This is a genomic window from Streptomyces sp. NP160, from assembly GCF_006335115.1.
Lineage (GTDB): Bacteria > Actinomycetota > Actinomycetes > Actinomycetales > Quadrisphaeraceae > Quadrisphaera.
The window spans coordinates 16,888-37,274 of record NZ_VDMJ01000031.1 but is presented as its reverse complement, the minus strand read 5'-3'; the positions used below and the strand labels follow the sequence as shown (position 1 = coordinate 37,274).

Sequence of the window (20,387 nt, the reverse complement as noted above, 5' to 3'; positions counted from 1 at the left end):
CCCGCTCCCGCCGACCCACTAGCGTCTGCTGGCCGCGCAGCACGGGCGGCGGCACAGCACGGGTGAGGGTGAGGGTTCGTGGCGCGCACGGGCGGGTTCTGGCAGCTGCACGGGGACGGGCGCACCGTCGCGCCGGGGGCCGTGGTGGCGCCCGAGGAGCGGCTGAGCTGGCCGCGCACGGTCGGCATCGGGCTGCAGCACGTCGTGGCGATGTTCGGCGCGACCTTCCTCGTGCCGCTCATCACCGGCTTCCCGCCGTCGACCACGCTGTTCTTCTCGGCCGTCGGCACGGCGCTGTTCCTGCTGCTGACGCGCGGGCGCCTGCCCAGCTACCTCGGTTCGAGCTTCGCGTTCATCGCGCCGATCAGCGCCGCGCAGGCCTCGGGCGGCCCGGGCGCGGCGCTGGGCGGCGTCGTCGTGACCGGCGTGCTCCTGGCGCTGGTCGGCCTGCTGGTGCACCGTGCCGGGCCGGGGTGGATCGAGAGGCTGCTGCCGCCGGCCGTCACCGGCACGATCGTGGCCCTCATCGGCCTGAACCTCGCCCCCGCGGCGTGGAACAACGTCAAGGGCGGACCGGTCACCGCCGTCGTGACGATCGCCGCGATCGTGCTGGCGTCGGTGCTGCTGCGCGGTCTGCTGGGGCGGCTGTCGATCCTGCTCGGGGTGCTGGTCGGCTACCTCGTGGCCGTCGTGCGCGGCGAGGTCGACTTCTCGGCGGTGCGGGCCGCCGACTGGGTGGGCCTGCCGACGTTCTCCACCCCGGCGTTCGACCTCGCGGTCATCGCCGTCTTCGTCCCGGTGGTGCTGGTGCTCGTGGCGGAGAACGTCGGTCACGTCCGCTCCGTCGCCGCGCTCACCGGGCGCGACCTCGACCCCCTCACCGGGCGGGCGCTCGTGGCCGACGGCCTCGCCACCACCCTCGCCGGTCTCGGCGGCGGCTCCGGCACCACCACGTACGCGGAGAACATCGGCGTCATGGCCGCGAGCCGCGTCTACTCCACCGCGGCCTACGCCGTGGCCGCCGGCGCCGCGCTGGTGCTCAGCCTGTGCCCGAAGTTCGGCGCGGTCATCGCCAGCGTCCCCGTCGGCGTGCTCGGCGGCGCGGGCACGGTGCTGTACGGGCTCATCGGCGTGCTGGGCGCGCGGATCTGGGTGCAGGCCCGGGTCGACTTCTCCCGCCCGGCCGTGCTGACCAGCGCCGGGGTGGCGCTCGTCATCGGGATCGCGGACTACACGCTGACCGTCGGGGACCTGACGCTCACCGGCATCGCGCTCGGCACCGTCGCCGCCGTCGGGCTCTACCACCTCATGGCCGCGCTGGGCCGCTGGCGCGGCACCGACCCCGGCGCTGGGCCGGGCAGCGAGCCCGCCACTCCCGCCTACCGCCCCTGAACGTCCGGCCCAGCATGCAGAAGCACCCGCCGGCGGCCCTGCTGGGGGCTCAAGCCGACTTCTGCATGCTGGGCGGGACGGATGCTGACCGCGTGAGGAGCGCCTGGGTGTCGCGCAGCACGCCCGACACCCACCCCTGGTCGAACATGACCTGCTCCCACGCGAAGCGCAGGACCGTCCACCCGTCAGCCACGAGCTCGTCGTAGCGACGGCAGTCGGCCGCCAGCGCGGCCCGCTTGCCGTGCCACTCGAAGCTGTCGGCCTCGCTGACCAGCTTCAGGCGCCAGTCGACGAGGTCCGGTCGGACGAGGCCGCTGCGGACCTCGACCAGCACCTGCGGGCGCAGTCCGCTGACCCCGGCCTCGATCGCGATGCCGCGCAGCGCGGACTCGAAGGGGTTGGCGGCGTCGGGGCTGGCGTGCTCGGCAACCCTCTGCACCGCCGCGCGCCCGGCGCCGCGGGTGGCGTCCGCCCGGGCCAGCAGCTGCTCCTTCGTCACCAGCCCGCGGCGCACCGCCGAGTCCCCGACCGCCAGTCCCTCCGGGAACGGGAGCGTGCGGGCGCAGTCCACCACCGTCCGGAGGGGGGTGGTGACCATGCCGTCGACGTCGCTCTCCGGCAGGTCGCACCAGTGGGGGACGAGCCCCGGGTCCTGCAGGCGCCGGTTGCGGCGGACCGTGACGTGCGGGAGGGCAGGCGCTGTCACGAGGTCCATCAACCACAGCTGCGCGGCGCTGCTGTGGGAGGCGGTCCCTCGGGCACGCGCGGCCGCCAGCAGCGGGGGGTGCTGGCTGGAGAGGGCGTAGACGCCCCGTGACAGCCGCAGCACGCGGCCGCTGTCCAGCGCGCGGCGCATCGAGCGGCGGTCGACGGCCAGCTCGCCGCTCAGCGCCGTTCCGCCTCGACGCCAGAGCTCGCGGCACACCTCGGTGATCTCCACGCCCCGACGGTGGCGCGAGGGGGACCTCGGATGTGGATCTTGTCCACAGGCGTCCCGTCCAGCATGCAGAAGTGGGCGACAAGGCCGTCCGAGGGGCTCTGGGGCGACTTCTGCATGCTCGGTGGGACGCGCGGGGGCGGGGGAGGGGCGGCACTAAGGTCGGGGGGTGCTGTTGAGGACCTCCACGCTGCTCCTGCGCACCCTGCGCGAGGACCCGGCCGACGCCGAGCTGGCCAGCCACAAGCTGCTCGTGCGCGCCGGCTACATCCGCCGCGCCGCCCCCGGCGGCTTCTCCTGGCTGCCCCTGGGCCTGCGGGTGCTCAAGAAGGTCGAGCGGATCGTCCGCGAGGAGATGGACGCCATCGGCGCCCAGGAGGTCCACTTCCCCGCGCTGCTGCCGAAGGAGCCCTACGAGGCCACCGGCCGCTGGGAGGAGTACGGCCCCAACCTCTTCCGCCTGCAGGACCGCCGCGGCGCCGACTTCCTCCTGGCGCCCACCCACGAGGAGATGTTCACGCTCCTCGTGAAGGACCAGTGCTCGTCCTACAAGGACCTGCCGCTGAGCCTCTACCAGGTCCAGACGAAGTACCGCGACGAGGCGCGGCCCCGCGCGGGCCTGCTGCGCGGCCGCGAGTTCGTCATGAAGGACAGCTACTCCTTCGACGTCGACGACGCCGGCCTCGAGAAGGCCTACCAGCGCCACCGCGAGGCGTACGTGCGCATCTTCGACCGGCTCGGCCTGGAGTACGTCATCGTCTCCGCCGTCTCGGGCGCCATGGGCGGCTCGGCCAGCGAGGAGTTCCTCCACCCCAGCCCCCAGGGCGAGGACACCTACGTCCGTTCCGCGGGCGGGTACGCGGCCAACGTGGAGGCCGTCACCACGGTCGCTCCCGATCCCGTGAGCTGGGACGACGCCCCGCCCGCCGTCGTCCGCGACACCCCGGACACCCCCACCATCGACACGCTCGTGGCGGTCTCCAACCGGCTGCACCCCCGCGAGGACCGCCCGTGGGAGGCCGCGGACACGCTGAAGAACGTCATCGTGCTGCTGCGCCACCCCGACGGCTCCAGCGAGCCGCTGGCCGTCGGCGTGCCCGGTGACCGCGAGGTCGACGCCAAGCGCCTGGAGGCCGCCGTCTCCCCGGCCGCCGTGGAGCCCTTCGACGAGGCGGAGTTCGCCAAGCACCCCGAGCTGGTCAAGGGCTACATCGGCCCCGGCGCGCTCGGCCTGCGTCCCACCGGTGAGACCGGTGCCGACGGGACGCCGGTCACCACCGGCATCCGCTACCTGCTCGACCCGCGCGTCGCGCCCGGCACCGCCTGGGTCACCGGCGCCGACCAGCCCGGCAAGCACGTCTTCGGCCTGGTGGCCGGTCGCGACTTCACCGGCGACGGCACCATCGACGCCGCCGAGGTCCGCGACGGCGACCCCGCGCCCGACGGCTCCGGCCCGCTGGAGACCGCCCGCGGCATGGAGATGGGCCACATCTTCCAGCTGGGCCGCAAGTACGCCGAGGCCCTCGGCCTGCAGGTCCTCGACGAGAACGGCAAGCTCGTCACGGTCACCATGGGCTCCTACGGCGTGGGCGTCTCCCGCGCCGTCGCCGCCATCGCCGAGGCCGGCCACGACGAGCTGGGGCTGGTCTGGCCGCGCTCGGTCTCCCCGGTCGACGTGCACGTGGTCGTGGCCGGCAAGGACGCCGCGGTGGTCGAGGGCGGTGAGCGCCTCGCCGCGGAGCTCGTGGCCGCCGGCCTCGACGTCCTGCTGGACGACCGCCCCCGCGTCAGCCCGGGCGTGAAGTTCAAGGACGCCGAGCTCGTCGGCGTGCCCACCATCGTCACGGTGGGCAAGCGCCTGTCCGAGGGCGTGGTCGAGGTCCGCGACCGCGCCACCGGCGAGCGCACCGACGTGCCGGTGGAGGCCGCCGCGCACCACCTCGTCGCGCTCGTGCGCGGCTGAGCCCCGGGTCGGACAGGTCCTGCTCGGGCTCGAGGGGCTGACCGCCGAGGTCTTCGCGCTGCTCCTGCTCGCCGCGCTCGCGGCGGGCTGGGTCGACGCGGTGGTCGGGGGCGGAGGCCTGGTCCAGCTGCCGGCCCTGCTGCTCGTCCCCGGGATCAGCCCCGTCCAGGCCCTGGCCACCAACAAGCTGGCCGGGTTCGCGGGGACGACGACGAGCGCGGTCACGTACGCCCGCCGCGTGCGCGTCGACCTGCGCACCGCCGTGCCCATGGCGCTGGTGGCCGGCCTGGCCGCGGCCGGGGGAGCCGCGCTGGCGCACTGGGTGCCGGCCGGTGCGCTGCGCCCGGTGGTGCTCGTGGCGCTGGTGGCCGTGGCGGCGTGGACCCTGCTGCGGCCGCCACCCGCCGAGGCGGCGGCGCTGCGCTTCGACGGGCGCCGGCACGCCGCGGCCGCCGCGGCGCTGGGCGGGCTGGTCGGCCTGTACGACGGCGCGCTCGGCCCCGGCACCGGCTCGTTCCTCGTGGCCGGGCTCGTCGGGCTCGGGTACGCCTTCCTGCCGGCCAGCGCCGTGGCCAAGGTCGTCAACGCCGCCACCAACCTCGGGGCGCTGGCGGTGTTCACCCTGGCCGGCTCCGTGGTGTGGGGCCTGGGGCTGCCGATGGCCGCCGCGAACGTCCTCGGCGGCTACCTCGGCGCCCGCACCGCCGTCGCCCGCGGCAGCGGCTTCGTGCGGGTGGTCTTCCTCGTGGTGGTCGGCGCGCTGGTGCTGCGGCTCGGGTGGCAGGTGCTGGCGCCGCTGGTCGGCTGACCGCCGGTCCGCTCAGCGGCCGGACAGCCCCGGCAGGGCCACCAGCCCCGCCGTCCCCGCCGCGGTCCGCCACGCCTGCCACCGCTGGGCGGCGAGCCGCAGCTGCACGGCGGCGGCGGCCCGTCGCCCCCGGTCCGCGGCGGCCACCACGTCGGCCCAGGCCGCGGCCGATGCGGCCTCCAGCTGCTGGGCGAGCGCCAGCGCACCAGCGGCGTCACCCACCGGCGTCGGCAGCGCCCACGCGGGCCGCGGGGCGGGCGGCGCGGCGCCCTGGGCGAGCAGCTCCTCGCGCAGCAGCCCGACGAGGTCGGTGTGGGTGGCCAGGTCGGCGGTGGCGGCGTCGCGCTGCTCGCCGGCCAGCCGGACGGCGAGCACGCCGTAGCCGTACTGGGCGGCCTCCTCCACGGCGAGGGCCGCGACGAGCGCCTCCTGCTCCCCGGACGCCGCCGCCGCCGTGGGGGCGGTCGCGGGTGCGGAGGACGACGACGGCGAGGAGGCCTGCGACGAGGGCGGGGCAGCAGCCGCGCCGCCCTGCGGGGGCGCGAGGGCGGCACGCGTCCACCCGGCCGCGACGCCGCACCCGGCGGACAGGCACGCCAGCAGCCGCGCGGTGCCCCCGGCCACGGCGGCGAGGTCGGTGGAGGCCGTGGCGGCGGCGTCCTCGAGCAGGTCGGCCACCCGCTGGACCGCCTCCAGCGGGTCGGTCCCGCCGGAGGAGCGGCTGGCGCTCGGCGCTGCGCCGGCGGACGGGCCGCCCGTCGTCGTCGTGGACCCGGGGGTGGCGGACGGCGAGCCGGAGGTGGACGGCGCGGGCTCGCCGAGGGCGGTCAGCTGCTCGCCCAGCGCTGAGCGCAGAGGCCCGGCGAGCGGGGCCTCGAGCGCCCCGACCTGCGCCAGCGCCGCGCCGACCGCCGTCGCGGCGGTCGCCACCGCCAGCTCGTCGGGGCCCGGCGGCGCCGGGGTCGGCGGAGGGTCGCCCCCCAGCGGCTGCACGCGCAGCCGGCCCCACGGGGTCGAACAGCCGGCCACCGCCACCGCGGCGGAGGCGGACAGGGCAGCCAGCACGGCGCGCCGCGAGGGGGAGGTCGGCACGCCTGGTGATCCTGCCACCGGCGCCCGCCGCTCGAGGCGCTCCGGGCACCCCCGCGCGGCGACTAGGGTTCTCGGGTCGCCGCTGCGCCCGGGCCGCGTCCGCGCCCCGCCCGAGCCGGTCCGCGCGATCGCTGCTCAGTCCTCGAGAACCCCAGGAGCCCCGGTGCCAGCCCCCCAGGCCGTGCACGACCGCGTCGTCGCCGCCGTCCAGCCCGCCGTCACCAGCAGCGGCCTCGTGCTGGAGGAGGTCGAGCTGGCCCGCGCCGGTGCCCGCACGGTGGTCCGCGTGGTCGTGGACCTCCCCGACGACGCCGTCGGCGCGGTGTCCTCCGACCAGCTCGCCGCGGTCTCCCGCGCCGTGAGCGCCGCGATGGACTCCGTGGACGGCGTCCTCGGTGACCGCCCCTACGTCCTCGAGGTCGGGTCCCCGGGCGTCTCCCGCCCCCTCACCGAGCGCCGGCACTGGTCCCGGGCGCGCACGCGCCTCGTGGCGGTGCCCGTGGCGGGCGTCGCCACCACCGGCCGCGTCGTGGCCGTGGACGACGGCGGGGTCGTGCTCGACGTGGACGGCGAGCAGCGCCGCGCCGCCTGGGACGAGCTGGGCACCGGCCGCGTGCAGGTGGAGTTCGGCCGTGCGGCCGGGGCCGCCGCCGACGACGACGCCGACGACGAGATCGACGAGCTGGACGAGGACGAGGACTGACGTGGACATCGACATGGCGGCGCTGCGCGCCGTGGAGCGCGAGCGGGAGATCCCCCTCGACGTGCTGGTGACGGCCATCGAGCAGGCGCTGCTCGTGGCCTACCACCGCACCGAGGGGTCCGAGCCCCGCGCCCGGGTGGAGCTCGACCGGAAGACCGGCCACGTCGTGGTGCTCGCCGCGGAGGTGGACGAGTCCGGGCAGGTGCTGCGCGAGTTCGACGACACCCCCAAGGGCTTCGGCCGCGTGGCCGCCGGCACCGCGCGCCAGGTGATCCTGCAGCGGCTGCGGGCCGCCGAGGACGAGCAGGTGCTGGGCGCCTTCGCGGGCCGCGAGGGCGACGTCATCAGCGGGATCGTCCAGCAGGGCCACGACCCGCGCCTGGTGCACCTGGAGGTGGGCGGCGTCGAGGCGGTCATGCCGCCCAGCGAGCAGGTGCCGGGGGAGCGGTACGTGCACGGCCAGCGCCTGCGGGCCTTCGTGGTCTCGGTGCGCCGCACTCCCAAGGGCCCCTCCATCACCGTCTCGCGGACCCACCCGGACCTGGTGCGCGCGCTGTTCGCGCTGGAGGTCCCGGAGGTCGCCGACGGCACCGTGGAGATCATGGCGCTGGCCCGCGAGGCCGGGCACCGCACCAAGGTGGCCGTGCGCGCCACCCGCTCGGGCGTCAACCCCAAGGGCGCCTGCATCGGCCCGATGGGCGCGCGCGTGCGGGCGGTCATGACCGAGCTGCACGGCGAGAAGATCGACATCGTGGACTGGGACGACGACCCGGCCCGCTTCGTCGGCAACGCGCTGTCGCCCTCCCGCGTGGTGTCGGTGGAGGTGGTCGACGCCGCCGCTCGCGCCGCTCGCGTCGTCGTCCCCGACTTCCAGCTGTCGCTGGCGATCGGCAAGGAGGGGCAGAACGCCCGCCTGGCCGCGCGCCTGACGGGGTGGCGCATCGACATCCGCTCCGACGCCGAGGTCGACCAGGGCGGGAACCGGGCGGAAGCCTCCGGACGCCGGGAGCGTTAGACTGGTGAGCGCCGGCCCCTCCGCCGTGCATCCGACCACCCCGCGCGCAGCTCGCCTCGAGCCGCAGCGGACGTGCGTGGGCTGCCGCCAGCGGGGTGACCGGTCGCGGTTGCTGCGCGTCGTCGCGGACCGGAGCGGGGGCCCATCGGTCCTCCTCCCCGATCCCGGTGCCCGGCTGCCGGGGCGGGGAGCCTGGTTGCACCCCTCACCGGCCTGCCTGGACCTCGCGGAGCGCCGGCGCGCGTTCCCCCGGGCCCTCCGCCTGGCGGGGCCGCTCGACGCCGGCGCCGTCCGGGAGCACCTGCAGCAGCAGGCGGAGGCACCAGCACCACAGCACGACCAGCACCACCAGTCCGACCGTCCGACGAGAACCGAGAGCGGGTCATCACCTGATGGGCACCCGATGAGCCTCCAGCGATGAGCACCCCCCAGCACTGACGACGGTCCAGGCCTCTCCGGCCCGGACCGGATGAGGAGAGATGTGGCAAAGGTCCGGGTCTACGAGCTCGCCAAGGAGTTCGGAGTAGAGAGCAAGGCGCTCATGTCCAAGCTGCAGGACATGGGCGAGTTCGTGAAGTCACCCAGCTCGACCATCGAGCCGCCGGTCGTGCGGAAGCTGAAGTCGGAGTACGCCGCCGCGAACGGCGGTGGCTCGGCAGCGCCGTCCGCCCCCGCGCGCCAGGTCCCGACGCCGGGCTCCGTCCGCCCGGGGCCGCGCGCCGCCGCGCCGTCCGCCCCCGCGCCCAGCGCTCCGGCGGCCCCGCAGGCACCGGCGCCCTCGGCGCCCAGCCCCGCGGCCAGCGCGCCCTCGGCGCCCAGCGCCCCGGCGGCCCCGCAGCCGGGGCCGGCCCGTCCGGCAGCCGCGCCGTCCCCCGCGTCGGCGCGTCCCGCGGCGGCCTCCGCCGCTCCGGCCGCCCCCAGCGCTCCGGCGCCGGGTCGCCCGACGCCCGGTGGCTCCGCGCCGCGTCCGGGCGCTCCCGCCGCGCCGGGCCGTCCTGCCCCGGGTGGCTCCGCGCCGCGTCCGGGTGCACCCGGCGCGCCGGGCGGTGCCGCTCCCGGCGGCGCCCGCCCCGGTGCACCGGCCCGTCCGGGCAACAACCCCTTCGCGCCCAGCCAGGGCATGCGCGGCGGTGCGCCCCGTCCGGGTGCGCCCCGCCCCGGCAACAACCCCTTCGCCTCCAGCCAGGGCATGCGCACGAGCGCGCCGCGTCCGGGTGCTCCCGGCGGCGCCCCCGGTGCCCCCAGCGCTCCGGCGGCGGGTGCCGGTGACCGTCCGGGCGGCCCCCGTCCGGGTGGTCCGCGCCCCGGGGGTCCCCGTCCCAACCCCGGCATGATGCCGGGCCGCTCCAGCGTGGGCCGTCCGGGCGCTCCCGCCCGCGGTGGCGCTCCGGGTCGTCCCGGCGGTCCGGGTCGTCCGGGTGGCGGCGGCGGTGCTCCGGGTCGTCCCGGCGGCGGCCCCGCCGGTGGTGGCTTCGGCAAGGGCGGTCGCGGTCGCGGCGGCACCCAGGGCGCCTTCGGCCGCTCCGGCGGCCGTCCGGTCCGCGGGCGCAAGTCGAAGCGGGCCAAGCGCCAGGAGTTCGAGGCCATGCAGGCCCCGAGCGTCGGCGGTGTGCAGGTCCGCCGCGGTGACGGCACCACCGTCATCCGGCTGCGCCGCGGCGCCTCGCTGACCGACTTCGCCGAGCGCATCGACGCCAACCCCGCGTCGCTGGTCACGGTGCTGTTCCACCTCGGTGAGATGGCCACCGCCACCCAGTCCCTCGACGAGGACACCTTCCGCCTGCTCGGCTCCGAGCTGGGCTACGACGTGCAGATCGTGTCGCCGGAGGACGAGGAGCGCGAGCTGCTCGCCGGCTTCGACATCGACCTCGACGCCGAGCTCGAGGCCGAGGACGACGACGACCTGGAGGCCCGTCCTCCGGTGGTCACCGTCATGGGCCACGTCGACCACGGAAAGACCAAGCTGCTCGACGCGATCCGCTCCACCGACGTGGTGGCGGGCGAGGCCGGCGGCATCACCCAGGCGATCGGTGCGTACCAGGTGCACACCACGCACGAGGGTGAGGACCGCGCGATCACGTTCATCGACACCCCGGGCCACGAGGCGTTCACCGCCATGCGCGCCCGCGGTGCCCAGGTGACGGACATCGCGATCCTCGTGGTCGCGGCGGACGACGGCGTGATGCCCCAGACGATCGAGGCCCTCAACCACGCGCAGGCCGCCGGCGTGCCGATCGTGGTGGCGGTCAACAAGATCGACAAGGAGGGGGCGAACCCCGACAAGGTCATGCAGCAGCTGACCGAGTACAACCTGGTGGCCGAGCAGTACGGCGGCGACACCATGTTCGTGCCGATCAGCGCGCTGAAGCGGCAGGGCATCGACGACCTCCTCGAGGCCGTCCTGCTCACCGCCGACGCGGCGCTCGACATGCGGGCCAACCCCGACAAGGACGCTCGCGGCGTGGCCATCGAGGCCCACCTCGACAAGGGCCGCGGCCCGGTCGCCACGGTGCTGGTGCAGTCCGGCACCCTGCGCGTCGGTGACGCGATCGTGGCGGGCAACGGCTTCGGCCGCGTCCGCGCGATGCTCGACGAGAACGGCGAGACGGTCGAGGAGGCGACGCCCTCGCGGCCCGTCCTCGTGCTCGGCCTCACGGCCGTGCCCGGCGCCGGTGACACCTTCCTGGTGGCCCCGGACGACCGCACGGCCCGCCAGATCGCCGAGCGCCGCGAGTCGGCCGCCCGCGCCGCCAGCCTGGCCAAGCGCCGCAAGCGCATCAGCCTGGAGGACCTCAATGAGGCCCTCGCCGCCGGCAAGGTCGAGACCCTCAACCTCATCATCAAGGGCGACGGGTCCGGCTCGGTCGAGGCCCTCGAGGACGCCCTGCTGGGCATCGAGGTGAGCGACGACGTCGAGCTGCGGATCATCCACCGCGGCGTGGGTGCCATCACCCAGAACGACGTCAACCTGGCCACGGTCGACAACGCCGTGATCATCGGGTTCAACGTGCGTCCTGCCGAGCGCGTGGCCGAGCTGGCCGAGCGCGAGGGCATCGACATGCGCTACTACTCGGTGATCTACCAGGCCATCGACGACGTCGAGCAGGCCCTGCGCGGTCTCCTCAAGCCGGAGTACGAGGAGGTGCAGCTCGGCACCGCCGAGGTGCGCGAGGTGTTCCGCTCCTCCAAGTTCGGCAACATCGCCGGTTCGCTGGTGCGCAGCGGCACGATCCGCCGCAACTCCAAGGCGCGCCTCACCCGCGACGGTGTCGTGGTCGGGAACGACCTCACCATCGAGTCGCTGCGGCGGTTCAAGGACGACGCGACCGAGGTCCGCGACGGCTTCGAGTGCGGCATCGGCCTGGGCAGCTTCAACGACATCAAGGAGGGCGACGTCATCGAGACGTTCGAGATGCGGGAGAAGCCCCGCGCCTGACCCCTCCCGACCGTGATCATGGGCGTCCGCCACCCTCACCCGTGGCGGACGCCCGTGATCACCGGGGGGTCCTCCGTGCGGAGCCGACCACCGTGTACGTAGGCGCCCTCGTCGTCGACCTGCTCCTGGGCGACGTCCACTCCCTCAAGCACAAGCGGGCCGTGGTGCGCCCGCTGCTGGCCCAGCTCAGGCGGCTGGAGGTGAGCGCCGCGGAGACCGGCCACCAGGACCTGCACCGCCGGGCCGAGCTGTCGGTCGGCGTGGTCGCCGGTGACGTCTCCCACGTGCAGCGCGTCCTGGACGCCGCCGAGCGGGTCGTCCTCGACGACCCCGAGGTGCAGCTGCTCTCCGCCCACACCATGATCCACAGCGACGACGACTGAACCACCTGGAGGAAGCCGTGGCCGACCCGGCACGCGCCCGCAAGCTCGCCGACCGCATCAAGGTCGTCGTCGCCGAGACCCTCGAGCGCCGCATCAAGGACCCGCGCCTGGGCTTCATCACCGTCACCGACGCGCGCGTCACCGGCGACCTGCAGCACGCGACGGTCTTCTACACCGTCTACGGCGACGACGAGGCGCGCGCCGGCACGGCCGCCGCCCTCGCCAGCGCCAAGGGCGTGCTGCGCTCGGAGGTGGGCCGTCGCACCGGCGTCCGGCTCACCCCGACGCTGGAGTTCATCGCCGACGCGCTCCCAGAGACCTCAGCGCACTTCGACGACGTGCTCGTGAAGACCGCGGCCCGCGACGCCGAGGTCGCGGCCCTCGCGTCCGGCGCCACCTACGCCGGCGACGAGTACCCGTACCGCAAGCCCGTCGAGCACGACGACGAGGCCGAGACCGAGGACGACGCCGAGGACGGGGAAGACCGCCGCTAGGCGGTCACCGCGTCGAGGGCAGAGGCCGGCCCGGCCTCGGCGGTGGACCCCGCAGCCGACCACCGGGCGAGGAGCTGCCCAGCGCGCTCCGGGCGCCCGTAGTGGTACCCCTGGGCGTACCGGCAGCCCAGCTGGGCGAGCAGGCGAGCGTGCTCGGGCGTCTCGACGCCCTCGGCCACCACGTCCATCCCCAGGGCCGCGCCGACACCGAGGGCCGCCTCGAACAGCCTCCGGTGACGCTCCGAGGTGCTGGCCGCGGCCAGCAGGGCGCCGTCGAGCTTGAGGTAGTCGGCAGGCACCTCGGTCAGCCGGGAGAAGGTGGAGTAGCCGGCGCCGAAGTCGTCGACGGCGACCCGCACCCCCCTCGTGCGCAGGCCCTCCAGGGTGGTCAGCGCTGCCGCTGAGCTGCCCTCGACGACGCTCTCGGTGACCTCCACCACGAGCGACTCCGGGGGCAGACCCGCGGCGGACAGCTCAGCGAGCAGCGCTGCGGCGTACCCGTCGTCGACCAGCTCGTGACCGGAGGCGTTCACCGTCAGCACGAGGTCCGGGCGGTGGGTGCGCAGCAGCGCCACCTCGCGGAAGGCGCTGCGCCGCGCGAACGCGCCGAGCGAGCGGACGAGCCCCGCGCGCTCGGCGACGTGGACGAACTCCGCGGGCGGCACCGCGCCGCGCGCCGGGTGGTCCCACCGCAGCAGCGCCTCGACGCCCAGCGCCTCCCCGCTCGCCACGGCCACCACCGGCTGCAGGACGACGTGCAGCCCACCGCCGGCGGGGTCGGCCAGTGCCGCGGCGAGGTCTCGCGCCAGGTGTCCGCTGGCCGCGTCGGCCAGCTCGGACCTGTCGCGGCCCAGCTGCTTGGCCCGGTACAGGGCAGCGTCGGCCCGGCGCGCCAGCTCGCTCGTCGGCTCCTGCGGCAGCCGGCCCGCCGCGCCGAGGGAGAGGGGGTGCCCTGCGGCGGTCCGTGCGCGCTCGAGCACCTCCAGCGCCTTCTCCTCGGGCGTGCGCACCAGCAGCACCGCGAACTCGTCGCCACCGAGCCGGGCGACCCGTGCCTCGCCCGGCAGGTGCTCGACCAGGTGGCTCGCCAGGTGGCGCAGCAGCTCGTCACCGACGGCGTGCCCGCGGCTGTCGTTGACGCCCTTGAAGTGGTCGACGTCCAAGAGCGCGAGCACCACCGGGGAGCCGGTCCGCTCGGCGTCCGCGACGGCCTCGTCGACCGCCTCCTCGAAGCTGCGGCGGTTGAGGAGGCCGGTGAGGTGGTCCCGGCGCGCGAACGACGCGCGCGCGGCCAGGTCGCCGATGACGAAGGCCACCGCCAGCACCACCACCTCCAGCGCCGTCACCACGAGCGGAGCGACGCCGCGCTCCAGGCTCGACCACGCGGCCAGGGCGAGCAGGAGGGCCAGCTGCGCGAGGGCAGCACCACCTCGGAAGTAGTAGAAGACGTCGATCGCCACGAACGTGTAGACGCTCGCCAGCACCACCGCCGTGAGGCTGCTGGGGGCGGTGGACACCGCGGTGGCGATCAGAGTGCTGCCGGCCGCGACGAGGACGTGGAACGCGCCGTGCGGGATGCGCGAGCCCCAGCGCAGCACGACGCCACCCGTCGCGAGGGCCGTCGCGGCGACGGCGAAGAGCGCGGCGCTGCTCGCCGGGTCGGCGAGCGCGGCGAGCAGCGTGGCGAGTCCGCCGGCGGCGTAGAGCGCCCCCGTCGTGCGGGCGAGCACGTGGGGGGCGACCGCCACGGGCATCCCGGGGCGGCTCGCTGCCGAGCGCCGCATCACGTCCCCCTCATCGGTCCCCCGCGGGCTGGCCTCGAGGGGGTGGGTGTCGGCGCGCACGCGCGGGTGCACCCGTCCGGGGGACCCCTCGCAGCGCCTGGGAGGGTGGCCGCGTGCAGCAGCGCCGATCCGGCCCGGCCCCCAGCGGTCTCGTCGTCGTCGACAAGCCGTCGGGGATGACCAGCCACGACGTCGTCTCCCGCGTCCGCCGTGCCGCCGGCACCCGCCGCGTCGGGCACGCCGGCACGCTCGACCCCGCGGCCACGGGCGTGCTGCTCGTGGGCGTCGAGCGGGCCACGCGGCTGCTGACCCACCTCGTGGGCGCGGAGAAGGAGTACCTGGCCACGGTGCGCTTCGGGGTGGCCACCCACACCGACGACGCCGAGGGCGACGTGCTCTCGCGCGCGGACGCGTCCCACCTGGGCAGGGCCGACGTCGAGCGGGCTGCCGCGGCCCTCACCGGTGCCTTCGACCAGGTGCCCAGCACCGTCAGCGCCAAGAAGGTGGACGGGCAGCGCGCGCACGCCCTGGTCCGGGCCGGCCAGGAGGTGGTGCTGCAGGCGCGCCCCGTGGTGGTCAGCGCCTTCGAGGTGCTCGACGTCCGTCCCGCCCGCGACGAGCGGGCCCCGGACGTCGCCGCCCTGGACGCCGACGTCCGCGTGGTGGTCAGCTCCGGGACCTACGTGAGGGCGCTGGCGCGCGACGCCGGGGCGGCGCTCGGGGTCGGCGGGTCGCTCACCGCGCTGCGGCGCTCCCGCGTGGGCACCTTCGGCGTGGAGGGCGCCGTGGCCCTCGACCGCCTCGTCGAGGACGGCGCCGCGGCGCACCTGCTGGGGATGGCGGACGCCGCGCGGCGGGTCTTCCCCGTCAGCCACGTGGACGCCGTCCTGGCCCGGCGGCTGGCGATGGGGCAGCGGCTGGCGGCGGGCTCCCTCGACCCCGCGCCCGCCGTCCCCGGCGCCGACCCGGCCGGGCCGGTGGCGGTGCTCGGTCCCGGTGAGCAGCTGGTCGCCCTCGTGGAGGAGCGCGACGGGGCCGTCAGGCCGCTCCTGGTGCTCACGGACCCCTCCGACCTACCCTGACCGCAGGCCCGCGCGACGACGCCGGGCCGAGCGGCGGGGGAGGCCCTGTGACGGTGACGGTGGAGGCGCGGCGACGCCGCGCCGAGATCGCCTCGGCGCGCGGAGCGCTGCGAGCCCGGACCTCCGGCCCGGACGCGGTGCGCGAGGAGATCCGCGCCAGCTGGGCGCGGTCGGCCGCCACCGTGGCACCCGACCTGGACGTGGCGCCCATGGCGGACCCCCAGGACGTCGAGCGCGCGTGGCGCGGCTCGCCGCTGCAGCACGCCGTGCGCGTCATGGGGCCGCAGCTGGCTCGCGCCGCGGAGGACGGCGACCTCGTCGTCGCCGTCACCGACGCCTCCGCCCGCATCCTGTGGACCTCCGCCGGGCGGGTGATGCGACGGCGCGCCGAGTCCGTCGGCTTCGCGCCCGGGGGTCGCTGGGACGAGGCCAGCGTCGGCACCAACGCCCTCGACCTGGCCCTGCGGACCGGGCAGCTGTCCACGGTGTGGTCCGCCGAGCACTTCGCGCACGCCGTCGAGGGGTGGGTCTGCTGGGCGGCGCCGGTCTACGACGAGCGCACGGGCCGCGCCCTCGGCGTCGTCGACCTGTCCACCACCTGGGACCGCGCGCAGCCCCTGGGGCCGGCCACGGCCGGGGCGCTGGCCCAGCTGGTGCAGCACGCGGCGTCCACGGCCCAGCCGTCCTCGCCCGGCGCGTCCGGACCCGCCGGGCAGCCCGTGCTGGAGCTGCGACTGCTCGGGGCGGGGGAGGCGCGCCTGGGCGGTCGCCGCCTGTCCCTGACGCGGCGCCAGCTGGAGGTGCTCGCACTCCTGGCGCTGCACCCCGAGGGCCTCTCGCTGCCGGAGCTGCACGCCTCGCTCTACGGTGACGCCCCCGTCACCACCTCCACGCTGAAGGCGGAGGTCAGCCACGTGCGCGCCGCGCTCGGCGGTGCGCTGACCTCCCGGCCCTACCGCCTGGCGCTGCCCGTGCGCACGGACGTCGACGCCGTCCTCGACGCCGTCGCCCAGGGCGAGCCGACCGCGGCCGCCGAGCACTACGGCGGTGACCTCCTGGCCGGCACGGAGTCGCCGGAGCTGCGCCAGACCGCCAGCTACGTCACGTGCGCCGTCCGGGAGGCGCTGCTCGCCGCGCCGGCCGCGGAGGCGGCGCTGCGCTGGGCGCGCACCTGCCCGTGGGACGCCGAGGTGCTCGCCGCCGCGCTGGCCGCGGTGCCCGCGGGGGAGCCGTCCCGGGCGCTGCTGGCCGCGCGCCTGGCCGCCGCCGACCTGTGAGCCGCCGACACGTGAGCCGCTGAGGCGCACGCCGCCGCGGGGCCTGCCGGCCGCACCTCAGGCGGCCAGGTGCGCGGTGGTCCCGTCGCGCCGGTTGAGCCACCGGCCGAGCGCGACGAGCACCCGCTGGGCAGCGACCGGCGGCCCCACGAACACCGCGTCGCTGGCGGCGAGCATCCGCGCCAGCAGCAGCGGCCCCGGCTGTCCCGTGGCACCGCGGCGCAGCGCGCGTCGCACCTCCAGCCGGTAGAGCAGCTCGTGCTGCAGGGGCGGCTCGTTGGTCTGGCGCCAGCTCAGCACGCCGCCGCCGGCCTTCTCGAAGCTGTGCACCACGCCGGGCGCGGCAGAGGCGCGCTCCCCGGGCCCGATCTCCGTGGTGACCCCGTCCAGCGTCACTCGCATCCGGCCCGCGAGCACCTCCCAGGACTCCGTCATCGCCGGGTGGCGGTGCGGGGGAGGCCCGGCGAAGGAGGCCACGCTCCACTCCGAGACCAGGCGCCCGGAGCTGCCGCTCCCGGGCTCGACCAACCGCACCTCGTACTGCTCACCGGGCACCGACAGCACCTCGGGGACCCCGCCGGCCATGGCGGCGATGCTCCTCCGGGTCCCCGGCCCCGTCAACGACCAACCACCCGCCAACCGCCGGCGCCGCAGCATCGGGCCACCCCTTCCGGGGAGCACGACACAGTGGTCGAGCAGGAGGTTCGCGATGGCCTACGCCCAGCCCGGCACCGACGGCGCTCTCGTCAGCTTCGAGGAGCGCTACGACAACTACATCGGCGGCAAGTGGGTCCCGCCGGTGGAGGGCCGGTACTTCGACAACGTCTCGCCCGTCACCGGGCACGTCTTCACCCACGTCGCCCGGTCGACGAAGGCCGACGTCGACCTGGCCCTGGAGGCGGCGCACGGCGTCGCCCAGACCTGGGGCCGCACCAGCCCCGCACAGCGGGCCAACATCCTCAACAAGATCGCCGACCGCATCGAGGAGCACCTCGAGGAGCTCGCGGTCGCCGAGACGTGGGAGAACGGCAAGGCCGTCCGCGAGACGCTCAACGCCGACCTGCCGCTGGCCGTCGACCACTTCCGCTACTTCGCCGGCGCGATCCGCGCCCAGGAGGGCGGCATCTCGCCCATCGACGACTCCACGGTGGCGTACCACTTCCACGAGCCGCTGGGCGTGGTCGGGCAGATCATCCCCTGGAACTTCCCGATCCTCATGGCCGTCTGGAAGCTCGCGCCCGCGCTGGCCGCCGGCAACTGCGTGGTGCTCAAGCCCGCCGAGCAGACGCCCTGGTCGATCCTCAAGGTCGTCGAGCTCATCGGCGACCTGCTGCCCGACGGCGTGCTCAACGTGGTCAACGGGTTCGGGGCCGAGGCCGGCAAGCCGCTGGCCAGCTCCGACCGGGTCGCCAAGGTGGCCTTCACCGGGGAGACGACGACCGGGCGCCTGATCATGCAGTACGCCTCGCAGAACCTCATCCCGGTGACCCTCGAGCTGGGCGGGAAGAGCCCCAACGTCTTCCTGCCGGACGTCATGGCCTCCGACGACAACTTCCTCGACAAGGCGCTCGAGGGCTTCGCGATGTTCGCGCTCAACCAGGGCGAGGTCTGCACCTGCCCCTCGCGCGCGCTGGTCCACGAGTCGATCTACGACGAGTTCATGGACCGGGCCACGAAGCGCGTCGAGGCGATCGTCTCGGGAGACCCGCTCGACACCGCCACGATGATCGGCGCGCAGGCCAGCAACGACCAGCAGGAGAAGATCCTCAGCTACCTGCAGATCGGCCGCGACGAGGGCGCCACCGTGCGCACCGGCGGGGGGAAGCGCTCCGTGGAGGGCTACCCGGACGGGTACTACATCGAGCCGACCATCTTCGAGGGCTCCAACTCGATGCGGATCTTCCAGGAGGAGATCTTCGGGCCCGTGGTCTCGGTGACGAGGTTCAGCGACGAGGACGACGCCCTGCGCATCGCCAACGACACGCTCTACGGCCTGGGCGCCGGCGTGTGGACCCGCGACGCCAACACCGCCTACCGCCTCGGCCGCGGCATCCAGGCCGGCCGGGTGTGGGTGAACAACTACCACGCCTACCCGGCGCACGCGGCGTTCGGCGGCTACAAGCAGTCGGGCATCGGCCGCGAGAACCACAAGATGATGCTCGACCACTACCAGCAGACCAAGAACATGCTGGTGAGCTACTCCCCGGACAAGCTCGGCTTCTTCTGACGGGCGGATCATGACCACGGGTCCAGCAGGGGTCGCCGCGTCGAGGGTGGACATCACCCCCGAGGCGGCGGCCCTGGTGGCGCAGCTGGTCGAGCAGCACGGGCCGGTGATGTTCCACCAGTCCGGCGGCTGCTGCGACGGGTCGTCGCCGATGTGCTTCCCCGACGGCGACTTCATCACCTCCGAGGCCGACGTGCTGCTGGGGGAGGTGGCCGGGGCGCCGTTCTGGATGTCGGCGTCGCAGTACGAGTACTGGCGGCACACCCACCTCACCGTCGACGTCGTGAAGGGCAGGGGAGCGGGCTTCAGCCTCGAGGCCCCCGAGGGGGTGAGGTTCCTCATCCGGTCGCGGCTGCTCACCGACGACGAGGTGGCCCTGGCCGAGCCGGCGCGCGGCAGCCGCTGACCCTCCGCTCGTGACCGAGCAGAAGACCCGCACTCCGGCGCCCGGGGTGCGGGTCTTCTGCATGATCGGCTGGCCGGTCGTTCGCGCCCGGCGGGATACGGTCGACGCACTGCCACCGAGCCATGACGGAGCGCCACCGTGAGCACCCCGCCCCCGCACGACCCCTACGGACCGCCTCCGCCGCACGGCGTCCCGCAGTCCCCGCCCCCACAGCGCTACGAGGCGACGCCCGCCTGGGCACCGGGTTCCGCGCCGGCCCTCCCACCGGTCCAGCAGCAGCGCCAGCGGGGAGGCTTCCGCCGCGGGTTCGGCCTCGGGCTCGGCGCCAGCCTCGGCGCCGGCGTCGTCCTGGGCGGTGTGTCGCTGCTGGTGGGCGGTGTCCTGGTGGCCGGGCTGGTCGCGGGCGTGGCCGGGGTCGCCGGCAGCGGCGGGGAGACCGCCGCCGGGGCGCCCACCGAGACCGTCTGGGGAGACCCCGCCGCCAGCGGCCGCCTGCTGGCCGTGCCCGTGACCGGCACGATCCTGGGCGGTACCGGCGACGGCGCCACCTTCGGCGCCGCGACCTACGGCTACGAGGTGGCGCAGGCCATCGACGCCCTCGGTCCCGGCGACGCCGACGGCCTGGTGCTGGAGATGAACACCCCCGGCGGCACCATCCACGGCTCGCGTGCGATCGCCGACGCCGTCGAGCGCTACCAGCAGCGCACCGGCCACCGGGTCACCGCGTTCGTGCAGGGCCTGTCGGCCTCCGGCGGGATGTACGCCATGGCCGGGGCGGACGAGGTGGTGGTGGACCACGGCAGCCTGGTCGGGAGCATCGGCGTCATCTCCGGGCCCTTCGAGCGCTACCGGGACGTCACCGGCATCCCCGGGTCGCTCCTGGCGCCCGGCGTGACCACCGAGGGCGGCATCACCCAGGAGTACCTGTCGCAGGGGCGGGGCAAGGACTTCGGCAACCCCTACCGCGACATGACCGCCGAGGAGAGGGACGTCTGGACCAGGGGGCTGGCGCGCGAGTACGACGCCTTCGTCGCCTGGGTCTCGCAGGGCCGCGGGATCCCCGAGGCCACCGTCCGCGACCAGCTCGGCGCGTACCTGTACGACGCGCAGACGGCCGTGGACGTGGGGCTGGCCGACGCCGTCCTGGGCTACGACGAGACCTACCGGCGCGTCGCCGAGGGCGCGGGGCTGGACCCGGCCGACACCCGGGTGGACCGCATCACGGGGCCCGGGGCGCTGGAGTCGCTGCTGGGCCTGGCCGCGCCCGACCACGGGCGCGAGGCGCGCAGCGCCCTGGAGCCGGGCCGCAGCGCGGTCTGCGCCGGCGGCCCGGTGGTGCTCGCCTACCACGGCGACCTCGCCGCGGCGTGCGAGCCGCGGTGAGGCCG

General features: G+C 75.7%; 17 protein-coding genes and 1 pseudogene. 14 read left to right on the top strand and 4 right to left on the bottom strand.

The genetic code is table 11. The features are described from left to right. Positions 1–78: 78 nt before the first annotated feature. On the top strand, positions 79–1,392 hold the full coding sequence (locus FHN55_RS16265) for a uracil-xanthine permease family protein (protein WP_139713384.1): 1,314 nt from the start codon (positions 79–81) through the stop codon (positions 1,390–1,392). A 49-nt stretch (positions 1,393–1,441) separates the two neighbouring features. On the opposite strand, the gene FHN55_RS16260 is transcribed toward FHN55_RS16265, so the two are convergent. Continuing rightward, positions 1,442–2,332 carry a type IV toxin-antitoxin system AbiEi family antitoxin domain-containing protein gene (locus tag FHN55_RS16260; RefSeq protein WP_139713383.1) on the bottom strand — a complete coding sequence of 297 codons (891 nt, stop codon included), beginning with the start codon at positions 2,330–2,332 and terminating at the stop codon, positions 1,442–1,444. Positions 2,333–2,498: 166 nt separating this feature from the next. Here FHN55_RS16260 and FHN55_RS16255 point away from each other — a divergent pair, with 166 nt between their 5' ends. Beyond that, entirely contained in the window at positions 2,499–4,292 is a 1,794-nt protein-coding gene (locus FHN55_RS16255) for a proline--tRNA ligase (protein ID WP_139713382.1), read from the top strand. 19 nt (positions 4,293–4,311) lie between these two features. Then, positions 4,312–5,100: a TSUP family transporter gene (locus tag FHN55_RS16250; protein ID WP_139713381.1), complete on the top strand. Its 789-nt coding sequence runs from the start codon at positions 4,312–4,314 to the stop codon at positions 5,098–5,100. A gap of 12 nt (positions 5,101–5,112) precedes the next feature. Here FHN55_RS16250 and FHN55_RS16245 read toward each other — a convergent pair whose 3' ends face one another. Next, the gene (locus tag FHN55_RS16245) at positions 5,113–6,192 is read right to left on the bottom strand and encodes a DUF4439 domain-containing protein (RefSeq protein WP_180357894.1); all 1,080 of its coding nucleotides are present in this window, start codon (positions 6,190–6,192) and stop codon (positions 5,113–5,115) included. Between the two features lie 163 nt (positions 6,193–6,355). On the opposite strand from FHN55_RS16245, the gene rimP reads away from it, so the two are divergent. The 6 genes and pseudogenes from rimP to rbfA all read left to right on the top strand — a co-directional run bounded on the left by rimP (position 6,356) and on the right by rbfA (position 12,223). Continuing rightward, a complete protein-coding gene (gene rimP / locus FHN55_RS16240; protein WP_139713379.1) occupies positions 6,356–6,895 on the top strand; it encodes a ribosome maturation factor RimP in 540 nt (179 codons plus the stop codon). Between the two features lies 1 nt (position 6,896). Continuing rightward, entirely contained in the window at positions 6,897–7,910 is a 1,014-nt protein-coding gene (nusA, locus tag FHN55_RS16235) for a transcription termination factor NusA (protein ID WP_139713378.1), read from the top strand. Positions 7,911–7,935: 25 nt separating this feature from the next. Next, positions 7,936–8,220 (top strand): annotated as a pseudogene (locus FHN55_RS16230) (YlxR family protein); the annotation flags it as partial. 171 nt (positions 8,221–8,391) lie between these two features. Beyond that, positions 8,392–11,346, top strand: coding sequence for a translation initiation factor IF-2 (infB, locus tag FHN55_RS16225; protein ID WP_139713377.1), 2,955 nt, complete (start codon positions 8,392–8,394; stop codon positions 11,344–11,346). 92 nt (positions 11,347–11,438) lie between these two features. After that, positions 11,439–11,729 carry a DUF503 domain-containing protein gene (locus FHN55_RS16220; protein WP_139713376.1) on the top strand — a complete coding sequence of 97 codons (291 nt, stop codon included), beginning with the start codon at positions 11,439–11,441 and terminating at the stop codon, positions 11,727–11,729. A gap of 17 nt (positions 11,730–11,746) precedes the next feature. Further along, positions 11,747–12,223, top strand: a complete 477-nt coding sequence (rbfA, locus tag FHN55_RS16215) for a 30S ribosome-binding factor RbfA (protein ID WP_139713375.1) — start codon at positions 11,747–11,749, stop codon at positions 12,221–12,223. On the opposite strand, the gene FHN55_RS16210 is transcribed toward rbfA, so the two are convergent. Beyond that, positions 12,220–14,007: a bifunctional diguanylate cyclase/phosphodiesterase gene (locus tag FHN55_RS16210; protein ID WP_139713374.1), complete on the bottom strand. Its 1,788-nt coding sequence runs from the start codon at positions 14,005–14,007 to the stop codon at positions 12,220–12,222. The genes rbfA and FHN55_RS16210 overlap by 4 nt on opposite strands. Before the next feature lie 113 nt (positions 14,008–14,120). On the opposite strand from FHN55_RS16210, the gene truB reads away from it, so the two are divergent. Together truB and FHN55_RS16200 are read left to right on the top strand one after the other, a co-directional pair. Beyond that, positions 14,121–15,089 (top strand): tRNA pseudouridine(55) synthase TruB, encoded by a 969-nt coding sequence (truB, locus tag FHN55_RS16205; RefSeq protein ID WP_139713373.1) that lies wholly within the window; start codon positions 14,121–14,123, stop codon positions 15,087–15,089. A 47-nt stretch (positions 15,090–15,136) separates the two neighbouring features. Continuing rightward, a complete protein-coding gene (locus FHN55_RS16200; protein WP_218974739.1) occupies positions 15,137–16,366 on the top strand; it encodes a helix-turn-helix domain-containing protein in 1,230 nt (409 codons plus the stop codon). 57 nt (positions 16,367–16,423) lie between these two features. On the opposite strand, the gene FHN55_RS16195 is transcribed toward FHN55_RS16200, so the two are convergent. Next, positions 16,424–16,951, bottom strand: a complete 528-nt coding sequence (locus FHN55_RS16195; protein ID WP_180357893.1) for a cupin domain-containing protein — start codon at positions 16,949–16,951, stop codon at positions 16,424–16,426. A gap of 124 nt (positions 16,952–17,075) precedes the next feature. On the opposite strand from FHN55_RS16195, the gene adh reads away from it, so the two are divergent. The 3 genes from adh to FHN55_RS16180 all read left to right on the top strand — a co-directional run bounded on the left by adh (position 17,076) and on the right by FHN55_RS16180 (position 20,382). Then, positions 17,076–18,593: an aldehyde dehydrogenase gene (gene adh, locus FHN55_RS16190; RefSeq protein WP_139713371.1), complete on the top strand. Its 1,518-nt coding sequence runs from the start codon at positions 17,076–17,078 to the stop codon at positions 18,591–18,593. A gap of 10 nt (positions 18,594–18,603) precedes the next feature. Next, positions 18,604–18,999 (top strand): DUF779 domain-containing protein, encoded by a 396-nt coding sequence (locus tag FHN55_RS16185; RefSeq protein WP_139713370.1) that lies wholly within the window; start codon positions 18,604–18,606, stop codon positions 18,997–18,999. Between the two features lie 138 nt (positions 19,000–19,137). Beyond that, positions 19,138–20,382, top strand: a complete 1,245-nt coding sequence (locus FHN55_RS16180; RefSeq protein WP_139713369.1) for a S49 family peptidase — start codon at positions 19,138–19,140, stop codon at positions 20,380–20,382. Positions 20,383–20,387: the final 5 nt, after the last annotated feature.